15 protein-coding genes and 1 tRNA gene are annotated in these 18914 nt (G+C 72.1%); 11 read left to right on the top strand and 5 right to left on the bottom strand.

Features of this window, described 5'->3' with window-relative positions:
* Positions 1–21 precede the first annotated feature (21 nt).
* The 11 genes from KDN32_RS17080 (at position 22) to KDN32_RS17030 (ending at position 13468) form a co-directional block, all read left to right on the top strand.
* Positions 22–993 (top strand): AAA family ATPase, encoded by a 972-nt coding sequence (locus KDN32_RS17080; RefSeq protein WP_211733460.1) that lies wholly within the window; start codon positions 22–24, stop codon positions 991–993.
* Positions 993–2282 carry a DUF58 domain-containing protein gene (locus KDN32_RS17075; RefSeq protein WP_211733459.1) on the top strand — a complete coding sequence of 430 codons (1290 nt, stop codon included), beginning with the start codon at positions 993–995 and terminating at the stop codon, positions 2280–2282. Before KDN32_RS17080 ends, KDN32_RS17075 begins: the two co-directional genes overlap by 1 nt.
* A complete protein-coding gene (locus KDN32_RS17070) occupies positions 2279–4606 on the top strand; it encodes a transglutaminase TgpA family protein (RefSeq protein ID WP_211733458.1) in 2328 nt (775 codons plus the stop codon). Before KDN32_RS17075 ends, KDN32_RS17070 begins: the two co-directional genes overlap by 4 nt.
* Positions 4603–5727, top strand: coding sequence for an RDD family protein (locus KDN32_RS17065; protein WP_211733457.1), 1125 nt, complete (start codon positions 4603–4605; stop codon positions 5725–5727). Before KDN32_RS17070 ends, KDN32_RS17065 begins: the two co-directional genes overlap by 4 nt.
* The gene (locus KDN32_RS17060; RefSeq protein ID WP_211733456.1) at positions 5724–10232 is read left to right on the top strand and encodes a type VII secretion EssC family protein; all 4509 of its coding nucleotides are present in this window, start codon (positions 5724–5726) and stop codon (positions 10230–10232) included. Before KDN32_RS17065 ends, KDN32_RS17060 begins: the two co-directional genes overlap by 4 nt.
* A 97-nt stretch (positions 10233–10329) precedes the next feature.
* Entirely contained in the window at positions 10330–10632 is a 303-nt protein-coding gene (locus KDN32_RS17055) for a WXG100 family type VII secretion target (protein WP_211733455.1), read from the top strand.
* A gap of 8 nt (positions 10633–10640) precedes the next feature.
* Entirely contained in the window at positions 10641–10928 is a 288-nt protein-coding gene (locus KDN32_RS17050; protein ID WP_211733454.1) for a hypothetical protein, read from the top strand.
* Positions 10929–10938: 10 nt separating this feature from the next.
* The gene (locus tag KDN32_RS17045) at positions 10939–12159 is read left to right on the top strand and encodes a hypothetical protein (RefSeq protein ID WP_211733453.1); all 1221 of its coding nucleotides are present in this window, start codon (positions 10939–10941) and stop codon (positions 12157–12159) included.
* A gap of 41 nt (positions 12160–12200) precedes the next feature.
* On the top strand, positions 12201–12731 hold the full coding sequence (locus KDN32_RS17040; RefSeq protein ID WP_211733452.1) for a hypothetical protein: 531 nt from the start codon (positions 12201–12203) through the stop codon (positions 12729–12731).
* Positions 12728–13369: a hypothetical protein gene (locus tag KDN32_RS17035; RefSeq protein WP_211733451.1), complete on the top strand. Its 642-nt coding sequence runs from the start codon at positions 12728–12730 to the stop codon at positions 13367–13369. Before KDN32_RS17040 ends, KDN32_RS17035 begins: the two co-directional genes overlap by 4 nt.
* Positions 13370–13395: 26 nt before the next feature.
* Positions 13396–13468 (top strand) — tRNA-Thr (locus KDN32_RS17030).
* A gap of 102 nt (positions 13469–13570) precedes the next feature.
* Here the strand turns inward: KDN32_RS17030 and pdxY are convergent.
* From pdxY to KDN32_RS17005, 5 genes are all read right to left on the bottom strand, one after another.
* Positions 13571–14434, bottom strand: coding sequence for a pyridoxal kinase PdxY (pdxY, locus tag KDN32_RS17025; protein WP_211733450.1), 864 nt, complete (start codon positions 14432–14434; stop codon positions 13571–13573).
* A gap of 22 nt (positions 14435–14456) precedes the next feature.
* The gene (locus KDN32_RS17020; protein WP_211733449.1) at positions 14457–15242 is read right to left on the bottom strand and encodes a dioxygenase family protein; all 786 of its coding nucleotides are present in this window, start codon (positions 15240–15242) and stop codon (positions 14457–14459) included.
* A gap of 96 nt (positions 15243–15338) precedes the next feature.
* A complete protein-coding gene (locus tag KDN32_RS17015) occupies positions 15339–16064 on the bottom strand; it encodes a uracil-DNA glycosylase (protein WP_211733448.1) in 726 nt (241 codons plus the stop codon).
* Complete coding sequence (locus KDN32_RS17010; RefSeq protein ID WP_211733447.1) at positions 16064–17515, bottom strand: pyridoxal phosphate-dependent decarboxylase family protein; 1452 nt, start codon at positions 17513–17515, stop codon at positions 16064–16066. Before KDN32_RS17010 ends, KDN32_RS17015 begins: the two co-directional genes overlap by 1 nt.
* A complete protein-coding gene (locus tag KDN32_RS17005) occupies positions 17508–18878 on the bottom strand; it encodes an MFS transporter (protein ID WP_249217247.1) in 1371 nt (456 codons plus the stop codon). The genes KDN32_RS17010 and KDN32_RS17005 overlap by 8 nt, the downstream gene beginning before the upstream one ends.
* Positions 18879–18914: the final 36 nt, after the last annotated feature.

The raw sequence follows: 18914 nt of genomic DNA, 5'->3' as shown, positions 1-18914 counted from the left end.
CATCCTTCGAAAGCAGGAACCATGACCACTCCCAACCACGACCAGATCCAGTGGTTCGCCCAGACCTTCGACCAGCTCGTCGCCAACGTCGAGCGAGCGGTCGTGGGCAAGACCCACGTCATCCGGCTGGCGATGACCTGCCTGGTGTCCGAGGGCCACCTCCTGCTGGAGGACTTCCCCGGCACCGGCAAGACCTCGCTCGCCCGGGCGATGGCGCAGACGCTGCACGGCAAGCAGACCCGGATCCAGTTCACGCCGGACCTGCTCCCCAGCGACGTCACCGGCGTGACGATCTACGACCAGGGCACCCAGCGGTTCACGTTCCACCAGGGCCCGATCTTCGCCAACATCGTGCTGGCCGACGAGATCAACCGAGCCTCGCCCAAGACGCAGTCCGCGCTGCTCGAGGTGATGGAGGAGAGCCAGGTCACCATCGACGGCGAGGCCCACGCGGTGGGACGCCCGTTCATGGTCATCGCGACGCAGAACCCCATCGAGCAGGCCGGGACCTACCGGCTGCCCGAGGCACAGCTCGACCGCTTCCTGATGAAGACCTCGCTCGGCTATCCCGACCACGAGAGCACGGTGAAGATCCTCGCCCAGCCGCCGCAGGCACGTGGTGGGCTCGTCGTCGACCCGATCATCCCGACCGACCACGTGGCGAGCATGATCGACTACGCAGCCGGCGTGCACGTCGACCAGGCGATCCTCGTCTACGTCTCGGAGCTCGCGCAGGCGACCCGCTCGGCGCCGGACGTCGTCCTGGGCTGCAGCGTGCGCGCCGGTCTCGCCCTCGTCCGTGCCGCCCGGACGTGGGCACTTGCCGCGGGTCGCAGCTATGTCATCCCCGACGACATCAAGGCCCTCGCCGTGCCCGTGCTTGCGCACCGCATGGTGCTCGACCCGGAGGAGGAGTTCCGCGGCGCAACGACCGAGTCGGTGCTGGAGCGGATCCTCGGCCAGCTCCCCGCTCCCCAGGAGCGCGTGGCCTGATGAGCGAGGCGATCTTCCCGGCACGGGGTGGGGCGGGGTCACGGGTGCTCGCGCTGCGCCGACGTACGGCAACCGTCTGGCTGGAGGGCCGGCACCGGCTGGCCGCCGCGACGGCCCGACCGCGGGAGATCGCCCGACCCGTCACGCAGGTCGTCACGCCGTCGGCCTGGGTGCTCATGGTGTTGTCGCTCCTCGCCGTCGCCGCATGGACCCGGCTCGGCTGGACCGAGCTGCTGGTCGCCGCGTCGTTCGGGATGCTCCTCCTGGCCGTCGGCGTGGTCTTCATCTTCGGCGGCCACCAGCTCGTCACGACCCTCGACCTCAGCCGTGACCGCGTGGTCGTCGGCGAGCGGGCCAACGGCCGCCTGCACCTGCTCAACGACACGTCGCGTCGCACCCTCCCGGTCACGATCGAGCTGCCGATCGGCCAGGGCCGTGCGGCGTTCGAGCTGCCCAGCCTGCGCGGCCACCACGACCACGAGGAGCTGTTCGCGATCCCCACTGCCCGTCGGGCGGTCTACGACGTCGGGCCGGTGACCGCCGTGCGCGCCGATCCGCTCGGGCTGCTGCGCCGCGAGCAGCGACTGGGCGGGGCCGAGGTCCTCTACGTGCACCCGCGAACCGTCCGGATCGAGGGATCGGCGTCCGGCATCCTGCGCGACCTCGAGGGTGAGACCGTCCGCAAGATCACCGACCACGACGTCGCCTTCCACGCACTGCGCAACTACGTCCCCGGCGACGACCGGCGCTACATCCACTGGAAGAGCAGCGCGCGCTCGGGCCAGCTGATGGTGCGCCAGTTCGAGGAGACCCGCCGATCGCACCTCCTCGTCCTGCTCAGCACCCGGCTCGACGACTACGCCTCCGACGAGGAGTTCGAGACCGCGATCTCCATCGCCGGATCCATGGGCGTCCAGACCCTCGTCGACGGTCAGACGTTGACCGCCGTGACGTCGGCCCGTCGCCTGCGCAACGGCACGACGACCACCTTCCTCGACCAGCTCTCGGGCATCGACTACGCACCTGGTGCGAGCGGGCTCGCCGACCTCACGCGGCGGGCGTCGCGCGACAACACGGGTGCGAGCATCGTCCTGCTGGTCTGCGGCTCGCTGGTCGACCCGGTCGAGCTGCGCAGGGCGCGACGCTTCCTGCCCGTCGACGTGCGCACGATCGCCGTACGCGCCGAGACCGCCGAGCGTCCATCGGTACGCACCATGGGCGACCTCCACATCGCCGGCGTCACCGACCTCGCCGATCTGGCCGGGACGATGCGGAGGTTGGCGTCGTGACCCGCACCGCCCTGGGCGGACGCCTGCTCGCCACCGACGTCGTCCTCGTGGTCCTGCTGATGGCCGTCGCGACGAGCCCGTTCGCCGACGCGTACGGCGGCTGGAGGTGGCTGGCGGCGGTCGCGGCCGGCACCCTCGTCGGGCTCGGGGTCGCCCTCCTCACGCGTCGTCTCGGCTGGGGTGCCTGGCCGGCCGTCCTGCTGCTGCTCGGCTGCCACCTCCTCCTCGGGCCCGCGCTGGCCGTCCCTGACCTGGCGCTGGCGGGCATCGCGCCCGACGTCGACTCCGTGAGTGCGCTCGTGACCGGACTCGTGTCGGCGTGGCGGGACTCCCTGACCCTCCTCACGCCCCTGGGCAGCACCGGCACGGTGCTGTTGGTGCCGTGGGTGATGTCGCTGGTCGCGGGGCTCGCGGCAGGAGCCTTCCTCTGGCGGAGCAGGCGCCCCGGGGGCGCCGCGATCGTCGTCCTCGCGGCCTTCGTCGTCGCGGCGGCATTCGGCGACCGGGTGACGGGCCTGACCATCACCCGCGGCCTCGTGCTCGCGACCGGGCTGCTTGTGTGGACGCGATGGCGCGAGACGCGCGACGTACGTGTGTCGTGGACACGGCGCCTCGGCATGACGGCCGCGGTGATCGCCGTGGCCGGTGGTCTGGCCGGCGTCATGACGTCCGCCCTCGCCGGTGACACCCGGACGGTGCTCCGTGACCACGTCGACCCGCCGTTCGACCCGATGGACTACCCGAGCCCGCTCGTGCGCTACCGCGCCTACTACGACGAGCGGGCGTTGGGCGAGAAGACGATGTTCACCACGACCGGGCTCTCCACCGGCGACCGGATCCGCATCGCGACGATGGACACCTTCGACGGCATCGTCTGGAACGTCGCCGGAGGACCGGGGGCACCCACCCAGTCGGGCACTTTCGGGCGGCTCAGCGCCCAGCCCGACGAGGCGGGGGAGCAGGACGTCACGATCACCATCGAGGACTACTCCGGCCCCTGGGTGCCGACGGTCGGCGAGACGCTGGGCGTCGTTGCGCTGCGTGACGGTCGCGCCGACGGCTCCATCCAGTCCCGCGTCCTCTACAACGACGCGACCGGCACGATGGCCCAGCTCGGCGGCACCGTGCGCGGCACGACCTACGAGATGCGTTCGCTCCGGCCGGAAGTGCCCGCCTCGCCCGAGGCGCTGGCGGCGGCGAGCGGTGCGATGCCGCAGGCGCCGGCCGACATTCCGGTGCTGACCAAGAAGGTGCAGGAGTGGCTGGCCGAGGCGGGCAGTCCCGGTGGGGGAGCGGCCGCCGCGGCCCTCGCGGACGCCTTCCGCAAGGGCTACTACAGCGACGGCAAGGAGGGGGAGGCGACGTCCCCGTCCGGTCACGGCGCCAAGCGCATCACCGATCTCGTCGGCGACGACCAGATGATCGGCAACGACGAGCAGTACGCCTCGGCGATGGGCGTCGCGGCCCAGCAGCAGGGCCTGCCGGCCCGGGTGGTCATCGGCTTCGTCGTGCCCGATTCGACGGGGGTCGTCAAGGGTGCGGACGTGCACGCGTGGGTCGAGGTGCACCTCGAGGACGCGGGTTGGGTGGCCTTCGTGCCGACGCCCGACAAGGACCGGACGCCGCAGCAGCAGCAGGAGGACCCCGAGCCGGAGCCGCAGCCCAACGTGGTCCAGCCCCCGGTCATCCCCACCGAGCCGGACGACCTCGACGACAAGGCGCCGCAGGGCGCGGGCAAGGGCACACCGGCTCCGCCGCCGATCCCCATCGGCGACATCCTCACCTATCTCGCGGTGGCCGGGGGCGCCGTGCTGCTCACCTCGCCCTTCTGGGCGCTGCTCGTGGTCAAGCGGTCCCGCCGACGCCGCCGGCGTCGGGCCGCCGACCCGGTGGCACGGATGAGCGGCGGCTGGCGCGAGATCGCCGACCGCGCACGCGACCTCGGGATCCGCCTGCCCCACAGCAACACCCGGCAGGAGAGCGGCAGCCTGCTGGACGCCCGCGTCCCCGGGAGCGGTGTCCTGTTGTTGGCGGGCAGGGCCGACCGTCACGTCTTCGGCCCCACTGCACCGACCGACGAGGAGGCCCGCGCCTACTGGGACGACGTCGACACGGCGTTGAAGCGGCTGCGGAAGTCGGCGCCGTGGTGGCGTCGTCCCCTCGCCGTCCTGTCCCCAGCCTCCGTGCCGTGGCGGCAGACGCTGCGCCGCGCGGGGTCTCGCGTGGGTGCGGCGATCGGATTCCTGCCGCGCCGAGCCCTCGCGGCCATCGGCGGTCTCCTGGGCGAGGCGACCGCGACGACGAACAAGAAGGTGACCCGGTGAGCGCTCCCACCCTGCCGATCGACGGACCGCTCCACGCGTCCCTGGGCCGTCGCCTCGCGGCGAACCTGGTCGATGCGCTCGCGACGGCTGCCGTCGTGTACGTCGTGCCGCTCCTGCTGCTGCTCGCCGTGCCCGCGACCGCGTCCATGCTGGTGGCGAGCCTCTGGATGCTCGTCGCCTCCGTGGTCTGGTCGCTCGTGCAGTGGCGCTGGCTGGCGACCACCGGCCAGTCCTTCGGCAAGCGACGGCTCGGGGTCTGGGTGCTCGACGCGACCACCGGCGCGCCGGTGGGTTGGGCCCGCATCTTCGTGCGCAACCTCGTGCTCGGGCTCGCGAGCATGTTCCTTCTCCCGGTGGTGGTCATGGCCCTCACCATGCAGGGCGACCCGCGCCGCCAGGGCTGGCACGACACGGCGGCTGCGACCGTGGTGGTCACGCGTCCTCCCGCCGCGGCGTCGTACTCGCGCGACGGGGCGGGTGCCACGGCGCGGACCACGGAGCGGCCCGCTCCGTCTCCGTCACCAGCGGTCGCGCCGCCATCCCTCGCCACGGGCTACGCCACGGCCGCGCCCCCGTCCGGACCGAGCTCCGAGGCACCGGTCGGGGTTGTCGCGCCGACACCGCCCACACCCGATCCGCGGCAGCAGATCCAGGTGTCGTCCGGCGCCCCTGCCGCTCCGCCGGGAACGCTGGTGTCGCCCCCTCCGGGGTGGGAGCCGCGCCCGGCCCCGGTGGTGGACCACACCGTCGCTGCCCCCGCGCCGTCCCCGACGGCGCCGTCCCCCGCGACGGCGTACGTCCTGCGCAGCAGCGACGGCAGCACCAGCCTCGAGGTGAGGTCGGCACCGCTGGTCCTCGGCCGCGCGCCCGAGACCTCGGCTGTCCTCGGCGGCGTGGCCCAGGTGGTCAACGACCCGACGCGGAGCATGTCGAAGACCCACGCGCGCGTCGAGGTCAGGGACCACCGGCTCCACGTCGAGGACCTCGACTCGACCAACGGCGTGTGGGTGCGCGCCGCCGACGGCGAACGTCGGCTGGCGACCCGGACGCCTACCGTCGTGCACCCCGGCGACGTCGTCGCGTTCGGTGACTGCTCCTTCGTCGTGGAGTCCCTGGCATGAAGCTGAAGCTGACCTACGTCCGCGCGGCCGGTCGAGCGACCGACGTCGTCGTCACCACCGACGCCACGGCCACGGTCGGGGACCTCGCCCGTGAGCTCCTCGACGTCGACCCGGTGCGCTCGCCGGTTCCGTCCTCGCGTGACGCCGTCGTCACCCTCAGCGTCGGAGCAGACGCCGACGCGCCGCGGGTCACGATCCCCGCCGACCGGACCGTGGGCGAGACGTCCCTCACCTCGGGCTGCGCAGTGGCCGTGGTCGACGCGACTCCCGCGCCCTCCGCGCAGGGCCATGAGGCCGCTGCCGTCCTGCGGGTCGTCGCTGGCCCGGATGCGCCACGCGAGGTCCGGCTCCCGCTGGGGCCGTCGTTCATCGGCCGGGACCCGTCGGCCGACGTCGTGCTCGACGACCCCTTCGTCTCCAAACACCATGCCCGCGTCGAGGTCGGCGCGACCATCGAGCTGGTCGACCTCAACAGCGCCAACGGCCTCAGCCTCGACGGCAGCCTCGTCACCCGGCTCACGGTGCTGCCCGGACAGGAGGTCGTGCTCGGCGACTCGACGCTGACGTTCGCCCTGACGGCCGCGCCGGCGCCGCGCCAGGGCCCCGAAGCCTCGGGTGGTGCGGTCAACCACAGCCGGTCCCCGCGGGTCGAGGCGCGCTACCTCGACCAGGAGCACCCCCGTCCGTCGGTCCCCACCGAGGTCGAGCAGCAGCCCTTCCCGTGGCTCCTGCTCGTCGCCCCCGTGCTCATGGGTGTCGGCATGTACGCCGTCACCCGCAACCCGCTCTCACTGATGTTCATCGCCATGGCGCCGCTCATGATGCTCGGCAACTTCGTGACCACGCGGGGTCGGTCGAAGCGCCAGCTCGCCGGCGACATCGAGAGGTTCGAGCGACAGCTCGACATCCTGCGGACGACGCTGACGGGCGAGGTGCCGCGCGAGCGGGAGGTTCGCCAGGCCGAGGCCCCTCGCGTCTCGGACGTCTACCAGGCAGGCTTCGACCGCAGTCCGCTGCTGTGGACTCGGCGCCCGGAGCACTGGAACTTCCTCCACGTCCGGCTCGGTCTCGGCCGGCTCCCGTCGCGCAACACCATCGCCGGCGCCGGCCCCAGCGACGAAGGTCTCCCGGAGTACACGCAGCGACTCATGGACGTCGAGTCGGAGTTCCGTCACATCGACGGCGTGCCAGTCATCGAGGACCTCCTCGCCTCCGGCGCGCTCGGTGTCGTCGGCGGCCAGACCGAGGTGGCGGACGCCTTGCGCGGCCTGCTGGTCCAGCTCACGGGACTCCACTCGCCGGCCGAGCTCGTCGTCACTGCTCTCGCTCCTCCGCACGCGGTGCCCCAGCACGAGTGGCTGGCGTGGCTTCCTCACACCAGCTCTCCGCAGAGCCCGATCAGCGGCACGCACCTCGCGGACAGCGCGGCCACGGCGGGCCAGGTGGTGGCGCAGCTCGAGGAGCTCGTCGCCGTACGGCTCGGGCGCGCGGCCGCGGCCGGGCCGACCCCGCGAGGGCCGCTCGGTGCCGAGCCGCGTGCCACCCGCACCGGCGGGAGCATCGGCTCCAGTGAGGGCGGGGCGTCGGATCCCGAGGCAGCCGTCTCGCCGGTCGTGGTCGTCGTAGTCGAGAGCGAGGCGCCTGCGGACCGGGCCCGCCTGGTGCAGCTCTCCGAGCGCGCGGCCGAGGCAGGGGTGCTCCCTATCTGGGTCGCACCGCGAGCAGCCGATCTCCCGGCCGTGTGCCGCACCTTCGTCGACGTGACGGGCGGGCTCGGTGACGGTGCGATCCACTTCGTCCGGCACGGTGTCGTGGTCTCGCCGGCCGCGGTCGAGGGTGTGAGCGTCGAGCACGCGGAGAGGTTCGCCCGCGCGCTGACGCCGCTCGTCGACTCGGGTGCGCTCGTCGCGGACGCCAGCGACCTGCCGCAGCAGGTGCCGCTGGTCTCGCTGCTCGGTGACGACCTCGTCGACTCGTCGGCCGCTGTCGTCGACCGGTGGCGCCAGAACGGGTCCCTGCGTCAGCGCGGCGCGGCGGCACGCAAGTCCCGCGCCCGGGCGGGCAGTCTCCGGGCGCTGGTCGGCGCCTCCGGGGTCGACGCCATGCACCTCGACCTCCGTGCGCAGGGTCCGCACGCCCTCGTGGGCGGGACGACGGGCTCGGGCAAGAGCGAGTTCCTCCAGGCCTGGGTGCTCGGCATGGCGGCCGAGTTCAGCCCCGACCGCGTCACGTTCCTCTTCGTCGACTACAAGGGCGGTGCGGCCTTCGCGGACTGCGTGAACCTCCCGCACTGCGTCGGCCTCGTGACCGACCTCAACAGCCACCTCGTCCGCCGGGCTCTGACCAGCCTCCGGGCCGAGCTACGGAACCGCGAGCACCTGCTCAACACCAAGAAGGCCAAGGACCTCCTCGAGCTGGAGAAGCGGGGTGACCCGGAGTGCCCGCCGGCGCTGGTGCTGGTGATCGACGAGTTCGCCGCGCTCGCCAACGAGGTGCCGGAGTTCGTCGACGGCGTCATCGACATCGCCGCGCGCGGTCGCTCCCTCGGCATCCACCTGATCATGGCCACCCAGCGCCCGGCCGGCGTGATCAAGGACAACCTGCGCGCCAACACCAACCTCCGCATCGCCCTCCGGATGGCCGATGAGTCCGACAGCTCCGACGTCATCGGCACCCCGGACGCCGCGGTGATCGATCCCGAGATCCCCGGCCGCGGCGTGGTGAAGACCGGTCCCGGTCGTCTCGCGCCGTTCCAGTCGGCCTACGCCGGCGGCCGGACCATCGACGAGCACGTCCGCCCGACCATCACCATCCACCGCCTGGGCTTCGGCTCCGACACCCCGTGGGATCCCGTCGGGCGGGACGTGGAGGACGAACCGACGGCGGAGGAGCAGGGGCCGACCGACCAGGTCCGCCTCGTGGCCTCGATCGACAAGGCGGCCCGCCTCGCGGAGGTCGAGCCGCCGGAGCGACCGTGGCTCGACGAGCTGGCACCGGCCTACCACCTGAATCTCCTGGGTGAGGGCCCGCGCACCGACACCGAGCTGATCCTCGGCCTCGCCGACCTGCCGGACGACCAGAAGCAGGACGTGGTCTTCTTCCGCCCGGACGACGACGGGAACCTCGCGATCTACGGCACCGGCGGCAGCGGAAAGTCCGTCCTGCTCCGCACCCTCGCGGCCGGCGCCGGCGTCACGCCACGCGGAGGACCGGTCGACGTCTACGCCATCGACTGCGCTGCGGGCGGCCTGCGGATGCTCGAGAAGCTCCCCCACGTGGGTGCCGTGATCAGCGGCGACGACAACGAACGCGTGGTGCGACTGTTCCGCAGGCTGCGGAACATCGCCAACGAGCGGGCGCAGACCTTCCGGGCCGCCGACGCCGAGTCGATCACCGAGTACCGCGCCAACGCCGGTCGGCCCGAGGAGCCGCGGATCCTGCTGCTGGTGGACGGGTTCGCGTCGTTCCGCGACCAGTGGGAGATGGGCATGGGACGGGCCGAGTGGTACGGCGTCTTCCAGACCTTGCTCAGTGAGGGCCGACAGCTCGGCATCCACGTCGTCTTCACCGCGGACCGTCCCGCTGCCGTCCCGGGATCTGTGGCCGCCAGCGTTCCGCGCCGTGTCGTGCTCCGGCTGGCGGAGGAGGCGATGTACATGTCGCTCGACGTCCCCGACGACGTGGTGACGTCGACCTCACCGCCCGGCCGTGCCGTGGTCGACGGCCACGAGGTCCAGGTGGCGATCCTCGGCGGTTCCCGCAACGCCTCGGACCAGGCCCAGGCCATCGGCAAGCTGGCCCGGGCAATGGAGCGCCGCGGTCGTGTCCCGGTCGCCCCGATCGAGACGCTTCCCAGCGAGGTCCCGCTCGACTCGCTGCCCGCGTCGGTCGGAGGAGCACCCGTGCTCGGCGTGTCCGACGAGACCCTCGGTCCGATCGGGTTCCGGCCCACGGGCACCTTCCTCATCAGTGGCGGTCCGCAGAGCGGGCGTACGACGGCGCTGACGGCGATGGTCAAGGCGATCCGCCGCGCAGACCCGACGACCACCCTCGTCTATCTCGGCAACCGGCGCTCGGCGCTGCCGAACCTCATCGACTGGGACCAGGTCGCCGTCACGCCCGCCGACGTGGCGGAGACGGCCAAGGAGCTCGCCAACCGGCTCCCGGAGATCACCCACGACAAGTACGTCGTGGTCGTGGAGGGGCTCGCCGAGCACGCGTCGTCGCCCGCGGACCCTGCCATCGTCGACCTCGTCCGCGCCGTGAAGCGCTCGGACCACATGATCATCGGCGAGTCCGAAGCCAGCTCGTGGGCGTCGTCGATGTTCATCTACGCAGAGTTCAAGAGCGGCCGCACGGGACTGGTCCTCCAGCCCGACGGGGACGAAGGGACGCCGCTGCTGCGGACACCCTTCCCGCGTGTACCCCGACGAGAGTTCCCGCAGGGACGTGGTTTCGCCGTGCTCGAAGGGAAGGTGGTCCGCGTCCAGCTGCCGCTTCCCTAGGTGGGGACTGCTCCCCATCGCCACCAGCTCCAGTGATTCCTAGGCTCGACCCATCTCCCGGACCAGTCGATCCGGACCTCCCGAAAAGGACGCCACCATGGCCAACCTCAACGTCACCTACGAAGACCTCAACCGCGTCGCCGGCGTGATCGACGGCGGCCGTGACGCCCTCAACCAGCAGATCAGCGACCTGAGCCGCGCCGTCGACGAGCTCATCGCCGGTGGGTTCCAGACCGACGCCGCGTCCGGTGCCTACAACGAGCAGTTCGACACCTACGTCACCAACACCACGAACGCCATCGAGTCGCTCACCGGCTTCGCCGAGTTCCTCCGCAGCGCGGCCACGTCGCTCCAGGAGACCGACACGTCGCTCTCCAACGCGATCCGCGGCCAGGCCTGAGGTTCATCGTGGCCGGAACAGAGCTGAGGATCTCGGACAGCGAGCTCACCGGGCTCAAGAACGAGGTCCTCTTCGCGAGCATCGCGCTCGGCGAGGTGTCCCGTCTCGAGGACTTCGGCTCGGCTCTGGGTCACGGTGGTCTCGCAGGACGGGTGGCCGAGCTGTCGTCCTCCTGGGACCTCCGGCGAGGCGAGATCGTCACCGCCATGGACACCGTGTGGCAGGCGCTGGGCGAGATCGACAGGACATTCGACGAGGTCGACGGCCTGATGACGTCGCAGCTTCGCAAGCAGTGAGGAGCAGCCCATGTGGGACATGAACCCCCTTCCGGGGGACCCGAATCGGGTCAAGGCCGAGGGGCAGAGGCTGGTCGCAGCCGCGGAGAACATGCGCAAGGCAGCGGCGGCCCTGCGACGCATGAACGACGGTTCGACCTACCGCAGCGAAGCGATCGACGCCGTTCGCCGCAACGCCGACGACCTCGCCCTCGTGATGGACGATTCCCGCTCCCGCTTCCACGAGGCAGGGCAGGCCCTGGTCGAGTACGCGCCCAAGCTCGATGCCGCGCAGCAGCGCGCACTGCGCGCGATCAACGCCAACGGTCACACGGACGTCACCGGGACGGCCGGCAAGGCCGCGACGCTGAAGGCGGCCTCGATCGCCTTGGCGGCCAACCCGCTCGCCACGCCGGAGGAGCGGACTGCCGCCGACCTCGCCTACCAGCGGGCGAAGTCCCGCGCCATGGAGCACGCGGCGGCCGCGGCCGCCGCGCGTGGTGAGTACGAGCAGGCCCGCGCCGACGGGGACAGGGCCGCGCTCGAGGCGATGAACCGCATCAGCGCCGCGAACAAGCGGAGCAAGCTCAACGACACGTTCGGGGATCACTTCAAGAACTTCAAGGACCGGTTCCTCGTGCCCACTCTCGAGGCGATCACCACGGTGCTGTCGGTCGTGGGCGACATCATGACAGTGGTCGGAGTCATCGTCGCCTTCGTGCCGGGTCTCCAGGCGGTGGGACTCGCTCTGGCTGCAGTCGGGCGCATCATCAAGGTCGTCAGCGTGATCACTGCGACCCTCCAACTCCTCATCGGCGAGTCGAGCCTGGGTGAGTTCGCTGCGAAGATGCTCTTCATCGCTGCGGGCTCGCTCCTCAAGGCAGGCAAGGCACTCACCGGGAAGACGCCCAGCAAGCCACCGAACCTGTTCGAGGGTCTGACGGTCAAACAGGGTCTCAGCGACTCGGTGGCACGCTACAAAGTGGGGTCGATCCTGTGGGACGAAGGGCAGAAGGCTGTCGTCAAGGTGGGAGTGGACCAAGCGAAGGACGAAGCGGAGGACGCGTTCGGTTCCTGGCTCGACACGTTGGGAAGCCCGTCTCACGTGTGGACCACGGACGACCTGGCCAGTCACGACGTGTCCGCCGTGGGCACCGACTTCTCGAGCGTCGACGCCCAGAGCATCATGACGAAGAACTTCGGTCCTGACTTCGTCGGGGACGCGCCCGTCGTCGCTGGAGCGGTGCGATGAGGGGACTGGAGGTCGAGATCTCCCTCCCGGACGGGTGGCGGGTGAAGTCTCCCGACGCGTCGGCCGATGCCTGGGTGGACTCGGTCGTGTCGGAGCCCGGGCGCCCGTTGCACCTGGCCGAGCGGCTGCGTACCGACCTGGCCCGTTTCGCAGGCCGGCCGCTGGACACGGGGCGCTACGGCGTGGCCGTCATGGATGCCGACCCTCACGTCGCGTCACGCGTGATCGCTGCGGGATGGGTCGAGGTAGGTCCACTGGTCGACGTGGGCGGGCTGGCGGAGGCGTTGCGGAGCGCTCGCCTCCCGGGCGCCGTGCTGTCGCGCGACGTGCGGATGCACGAGTCTCGTCGTACGCCGGCGGTGAGCTGCCAGGACCTCATGACCGACCCGCGTGCCGCCGACGGAACGGTGCTTCACGAGCGGTGCGCGGTCGTGGTCGCTCATCCCGCGACGGCTGTCTCCGTCAGGCTCGAGCTCAGCACGTCCGACCTGACGGCATTCGAGGACATCGCCGGTGCGTGCCTTGAGGTCGCTCGTCGCGTGCGTCCCGCCGCAGGAGGAGATGTCGCATGACCACCTCGCCGACCGTCGCCACCGAGATGCCCACCTTCGCCCTGCCCGGCCGCTGGTGGCGCGTACCGCTGGAGACGCCCGAGGCCACGACGGCGTCCGTCAGGTCGATGGCACGCTCGCTCTGCCCCGGCGACGAGCTCGCCGTGCTGCGACGCGACGTCCAGGAGCGGGTCTCCGCAGCGGCCGCGGAGGCCACCAAGGCGGGCGCTCGCGCGTTCCACTTCGCGATCGAGGTGGTGCCGGGTGCTCCCGTCCCCCTGACGCTCGGCATCTACGAGCCCACGCTTCCACCACGGCTGTCCGCGCAGGGTGGTGCGCTGGCCTCGGCTGAGGCGCTCGCGGTCTCGCTGCGGAGTGCGGAGCCGAACGCAGCCGTCTCGTCCTGGGGCGACGACGAGCTCGGCATCGTACGAGTGCTCAGCACCCAGGCCCCGACCGCCGACAGCGAGGTCGACCGACCCGTGCTCCGGGCCGACTACTGGCTGACCGCGCCGGCAACCGACGCCACGACGGTGTTCTCCTTCGCCGCGCCCGTGATCTGGGACCAGACCGCGCCCGCGCTCCTCGAGCTGCTCGACGCGATCATCTCCACCGTGCGCTGGTCGCCGGGTGGCAACGCGGAGTCGGACCTCGCCTAGGATGGCCGCCGCGCCGCGAGGCGTGCGCCGGTGTAGCTCAGTTGGTAGAGCGCATTACTTGTAATAATGATGTCGCGGGTTCGATTCCTGTCACCGGCTCCGCTCACTGTTGCTCCACCATGGGATGTTGCCGGAAGCGCACTTCCCGTACGCCGTTGCGTGAGGGAGGTGCGGCAGTTCCCCACATCCCATGGGGAAGCCTCAGCGCACCTGCTCCACCGCGAACTCGCTGGCAGGGCTGGCGATCGCGTCCTGGGCAGCGATCAGCCGCAGCTCGCGCTCGCCGGAGTCGAGGGTCGCCTTCAGCACCGCGAAGACCGACGAGGCGGTGCGGGCGAGCGCGTCGGCGGGGGAGCCGGTCGCCTTCAGGTGGGCGGTGAAGAGGGCAGCGGTGATGTCTCCGGACCCGTTGGCCTTCATCGGCAGGCGCGGGGTGCTGACCAGCCACGCGCCGTCGGCGGTGACGGCGAGCATCTCGATCACGTCGTCGTCGGCGCCCTCGCGGTCGACCGACGTCACCAGCACGGTGGACGGTCCGAGCGCGCGCACCTCGTCGACGGCCGCGAGGATCGCGTCGAGCGACGAGGGTCCGCTGAGCGCGTCGCGGTCGGTGATGAAGCCGAGCTCGAACTGGTTGGGCGTGAGCACGTCGGCGACCGGGATGACCGTCTCGCGGTACTTCGGGGGGATCGCCGGGTTGACGAAGCAGCCCGAGGTCGCGTTGCCCATCACCGGGTCGCAGGTGTAGGTCGCGGCCGGGTTGGCGGCCTTGACCTGGGCGACCGCGTCGACGATCACGTCGGCGATCTCCGGCGAGCCCTGGTAGCCGGACAGGACGGCGTCGCAGGTCTCGAAGGCGCCGCGCTCGCCGATGCCGGTGATGACCGCGGCGACGTCCTCGGCGGGGATCAGCGGACCACGCCAGGCGCCGTAGCCGGTGTGGTTGGAGAAGTTCACCGTCAGCACCGGCCACACCTCGTGGCCGAGGCGCTGGAGGGGGAAGACGGCCGCGGAGTTGCCGACGTGGCCGTAGGCGACGTGGGACTGGATCGAGAGGACGCGCACCCCTCGACTGTAGTCGGCAGGCTCAGGCGACCTGCAGCGAGCGCTTGGACAGCCCCATCCAGTAGCCGTCGATCACCTGCGTCGCCGGTCGGTCGGCGCTCGTCGCGGCGCCGAGCGTCACGAAGAGCGGAGTGTAGTGCTCGACGGTCGGGTGGGCGTACGGCATGCCGGGCGCCTTGGCCTGGTAGTCGGCGAGGGTGTCGATGTCGCCACGCCCGATCGCGTCGGCCGCCCAGAGGTCGAAGTCGCGCGACCAGCCCGGCACGGCGGCGTCGATGCGCCACTCGGTGAGGAAGGGCAGGCCGTGGGTGAGGAAGCCGGAGCCGACGATGAGGACGCCCTCCTCGCGCAGCGGCCGCAGCCGCTCGCCGAGGCGCATCAGGCGCTCCGGGTCGTCGGTCGGCAGCGACATCTGCAGGACCGGGACGTCGGCCTCGGGGTACATGATCTTCAGCGGCACCCACGCGCCGTGGTCGAGCCCGCGCGACGCGTGCTGGTGGACCGGCTCGGTGCTCGGCATCATCGCCGCCACCCGCTGCGCGAGCGCCGTGGCGTCCGGCGTCTCGTAGGTCATCTGGTAGTACTTCGGCGCGAACCCGCCGAAGTCGTAGACGAGCGGGGCGCCGCTGGCCGTCAGGCTGACCGGAGCGGACTCCCAGTGGGCGCTGACGATGAGGATCGCCTTCGGTCGGGGGAGGTCCTGCGCCCACGCGGCGAGCTGCCCGGACCACGTCGGGTCGTCGAGCAGCGGCGGGGCGCCGTGCCCGATGTAGAGGGCGGGCATGGTGGCGGCGGTCGCGTCGGTCATGGTCACCTCAATAGTCCGGGTTTCAACTATATTCCCGGGGTAGTCCAGTGGCAAACGGTCGTCAGCACGTCGTCTCGACGACCGTTGGCCACTGGACTACCGCCGCGGGGCCGGACGCTCGGGGACGTCGTCGTACGCCGGCAGCGTCCAGTCGACCGGCGCCGCTCCCTGCTCCTCGAGCAGCCGGTTCGCCGTGCTGAACGGCTGGGAGCCGAAGAACCCGCGTCGCGCGCTGAGCGGGGAGGGGTGGACCGACTCGACCGTCGGCACCGATCCCAGCAGCGGCTTGAGCGACTGGGCGTGCCGCCCCCACAGCACCGCGACCAGAGGTCCGCCGCGCGCGGCGAGCGCCGTGATCGCGCGCTCGGTGACGGCCTCCCAGCCCTTGCCCTGGTGGCTGTTGGAGTCGCCGGGCCGCACGGTCAGCGCGCGGTTGAGCAGCATCACGCCCTGGTCGGCCCACGCCGAGAGGTCGCCGTGCTTCGGCGGGACGATCCCGAGGTCGTCGCGCAGCTCGACGTAGATGTTCAGCAGGCTCGGCGGCAGCGGCCAGACGTGCCGCTCGACGGCGAAGCTGAGCCCGATCGGGTGCGAGGGGTTCGGGTAGGGGTCCTGGCCCACGACCAGGACGCGTACGTCGGCGAGCGGGCGCTCGAAGGCGCGGAACACCCGGTCGGCGGACGGCTGGTAGCCGCGACCGGCGGCTTCCTCGTCGCGCAGGAACCGGCCCATCGCGGCGATCTGCTCGTCGACCGGCGCCAGCGCCTCGGCCCAGTCGGGCGCCACACGCCCCTTCTCCACGAGGCCCGCGAGCGCGCCCATCAGACCTCCCCTCGCGCGGGGCGCTGCAACCGGTCGAGGAACGCCACCAGCAGCGCCTCGCGCATCGCCGGGGAGGCGACGTCGAGCATCGCGTTGACCTCGGCCATCCGGGTGGGCAGCTCGAGCCCCCCGTCGGCGGACGCCCCGACGAGGCCGGACGCCGCGAGCAGGCCGTCGAAGTCGTCGTCGCCGAGCGACGCCGGGTCCAGGGCCTCGATGAACGCGACCACGCCGGGGTCGACGGCCACCGGGCCGGCGGCCTGCGCTGCCGCGACTGACTCCCGCAGCGCGGTGCGCAGCTCGTCGACGTGCGCGAGCGTGCCGGCGCTCACCGACAGGTGGACCGTCGGTCCGTCGCCGCCGAAGGACAGCTGCGGCTGGACGTACCACCCGCGGGCCACCAGCTCGTCGGTCAGCGTGAACGGGTCGCAGGACGCGTCGGTGGCCAGCGTCACCAGCGTGGAGTCGGGCGTGACGACCAGCCGGAGCGCCGGCTCGTCCTCGACCATCCCCACGATCGCGTCGACGGCGTCGAGCGCCCGACCGGCGAGGCGGAGGTAGCCCTCGTCGCCGATCTCCTGGACCACGGCCCACGTGCCGGCGACCGGACCGCCGGACCGGGTGGACTGGGTGGTGGCGTTGAGCATCGTGTATCCGGGCCACGCCGCCGAGGCGAAGAACTGCGGTCGGCGGAGGCCGGCGTCGCGGTGCACGAGGACCGACGTCCCCTTGGGGGCGTAGGCGTACTTGTGGGTGTCGACCGAGATCGAGGTGACGCCCTCGACCGCGAACGTCCACGCCGGCACCGCGCGCCCGAGCCGGGCGGCGTAGGGCAGCACCCAGCCGCCGATGCAGGCGTCGACGTGGCAGCGCACCCCGCGCGCGGCCGCCGCCGCGGCCACCTCGCCGACCGGGTCGACCACGCCGTGGGCGTACGACGGTGCGCTCACGACGACCAGCACGGTGTCGTCGTCGATCGCGGCGGCCATCGCCTGCGGGTCAGCGCGGAAGTCGGCACCGACCGGCACGAGCACGGCCTCGACGCCGAAGTAGTGAGCGGCCTTGTGGAAGGCGGCGTGGGCCGTGGCGGGCAGCACCATCCGGGGTCGGGCCACGTCGGGCCGGCTGTCCCGCGCCCCCTGCACGGCCAGCAGGATCGACTCGGTCCCGCCCGAGGTGACCGTGCCGACCGCGGAGCCGGGCGCGTCGAGGAGGTCGCAGGTGAACCCGACCAGCTCGTTCTCCATCTGCAGCAGCGACGGGAACGCGGTGGGGTCGAGCGCGTTCGACGCGGCGTACGCGGCCACCGCCTCGCGGGCGACCCGGTCGACCTCGGGCTCGCCCGAGTCGTAGACGTAGGCGAGCGTGCGGCCACCGTGGACCGGGAGGTCGGCGCCCTGGAGCGCCCGCAGCCGCTCCAGGGGGCTGGTCCGGCTCGGGTCGTCATCCATCGAGGGCTCCTTCCGCGGCCGCCACCGCGGCGGCGTCGAGCGTGTACTGGCGCAGCCACCACAGGCTGAGCAGGGTCAGTGCGGCCGGCAGCACCGAGAAGCCGAGGGTGATCGCGGTCAGCGCCGAGTCGGGCTGGTCGAGCTCCCGGCCCTCGCTGGAGAGGTAGCCGCCGAGGGCGAGCACGATGGCGAAGACCGCCGGGCCGAGCGCGAGGCCCAGGGTCTCGCCGGCGGTCCAGACGCCGGTGTAGACCCCGGTCCGGTTCTCACCGGTCCGGGCGGAGTCGACGGCGGCGGCGTCGGGCAGCATCGCCATCGGGAAGACCTGGCAGCCGGCGTAGCCGACGCCGACGAGGGCGGTCGCGGCAAAGACCACCGCGGGAGGGGCCACCCGCGCGGTGGCGGCGAGCAGCGCCCCGGTCGCCAGGACGACGGAGGCGATGACGTAGCCGCGGCGCTTGCCGATGCGGGTGCCGAGGGCGGCCCACGCGGGCGTCAGCAGCAGCGCCGGGCCGACGAAGCAGACGAAGAGCACGGTCGACGCGCCGGTGCTGCCGAGCACGTCGCCGGCGAGGTAGTCGACCCCGGCGAGCATGCAGCCGGTGGCGAGTGCCTGCACGACGAAGGTGGTCAGCAGGACCCTGAAGTCGCGGGCCTGCCCGACCACGCGCAGCTGCTCGCGCAGCGAGCCCGCCCCGGCCGCGACCGCGCCGACCGGCGCGTCCCGGGTGCCCCACCAGGCGCTGAGCACGCCGACGACGATGATCGCGGCCATCACCACGCCCATCACGCGGTAGCCGTCGCGGCCGCCCACGGCGTCGCGGATCACCGGCGCGGTCGCGCCCGCGAGCATGATCGTGAAGGCGAGGATCGCCACCCGCCACGTCATCACCCGCGTGCGCTCGTCGTAGGACGAGGTCATCTCCGCCGGCATCGCGACGTACGGCACCTGGAAGAACGCGTACGCTGACGCGGCCAGCACGAAGAAGACCAGCACCCATCCGGCCTCCAGCGCGGCACTGCCCAGGTCGGGCGCCGCGAAGATCAGGGCGAAGGCGCCGGCCAGCATGATGCCGGCCCGCAACAGCCACGGGCGCCGGGGACCGGCCGCATCCACGGTGCGGTCGCTCACCCGACCCGCGACCGGGTTGAGCACGACGTCCCACGCCTTCGGCAGGAAGACGATCACGCCCGCCCAGAGGGCCGCGATGCCGAGCTCGTCGGTCAGGTAGGGCAGCAGCATCAGGCCGGGAACGGTGCCGAAGGCGCCCGTCGCGACCGAGCCGCTGCCGTAGCCGATCCGCACCGAGCGCGGCAGCGAGGTGCCGGGCACACCGGTCGGTGTCGTCCCCGTGGCGCGCATGGCCCGCACTCTAGGCCCGGCCGTGCCCGTGCGGTC

It is taken from the genome of Nocardioides palaemonis, from assembly GCF_018275325.1.
Taxonomy (GTDB): Bacteria; Actinomycetota; Actinomycetes; order Propionibacteriales; family Nocardioidaceae; genus Nocardioides; species Nocardioides palaemonis.
Note: the sequence above shows the minus strand (reverse complement) of the source record. Positions and strands in the feature narration are given on the sequence as shown.

What these genes read in the sequence shown, in the direction of transcription:
- KDN32_RS17015 (WP_211733448.1), bottom strand. Translation starts at nt 16,064, where the DNA reads ATGGGCGCGCTCGCGGGCCTCGTGGAGAAGGGGCGTGTGGCGCCCGAC.
- KDN32_RS17010 (WP_211733447.1), bottom strand. Translation starts at nt 17,515, where the DNA reads ATGGATGACGACCCGAGCCGGACCAGCCCCCTGGAGCGGCTGCGGGCG.
- KDN32_RS17005 (WP_249217247.1), bottom strand. Translation starts at nt 18,878, where the DNA reads ATGCGCGCCACGGGGACGACACCGACCGGTGTGCCCGGCACCTCGCTG.
- KDN32_RS17075 (WP_211733459.1), top strand. Translation starts at nt 993, where the DNA reads ATGAGCGAGGCGATCTTCCCGGCACGGGGTGGGGCGGGGTCACGGGTG.
- KDN32_RS17080 (WP_211733460.1), top strand. Translation starts at nt 22, where the DNA reads ATGACCACTCCCAACCACGACCAGATCCAGTGGTTCGCCCAGACCTTC.
- KDN32_RS17045 (WP_211733453.1), top strand. Translation starts at nt 10,939, where the DNA reads ATGTGGGACATGAACCCCCTTCCGGGGGACCCGAATCGGGTCAAGGCC.
- KDN32_RS17060 (WP_211733456.1), top strand. Translation starts at nt 5,724, where the DNA reads ATGAAGCTGAAGCTGACCTACGTCCGCGCGGCCGGTCGAGCGACCGAC.
- KDN32_RS17035 (WP_211733451.1), top strand. Translation starts at nt 12,728, where the DNA reads ATGACCACCTCGCCGACCGTCGCCACCGAGATGCCCACCTTCGCCCTG.
- KDN32_RS17055 (WP_211733455.1), top strand. Translation starts at nt 10,330, where the DNA reads ATGGCCAACCTCAACGTCACCTACGAAGACCTCAACCGCGTCGCCGGC.
- KDN32_RS17020 (WP_211733449.1), bottom strand. Translation starts at nt 15,242, where the DNA reads ATGACCGACGCGACCGCCGCCACCATGCCCGCCCTCTACATCGGGCAC.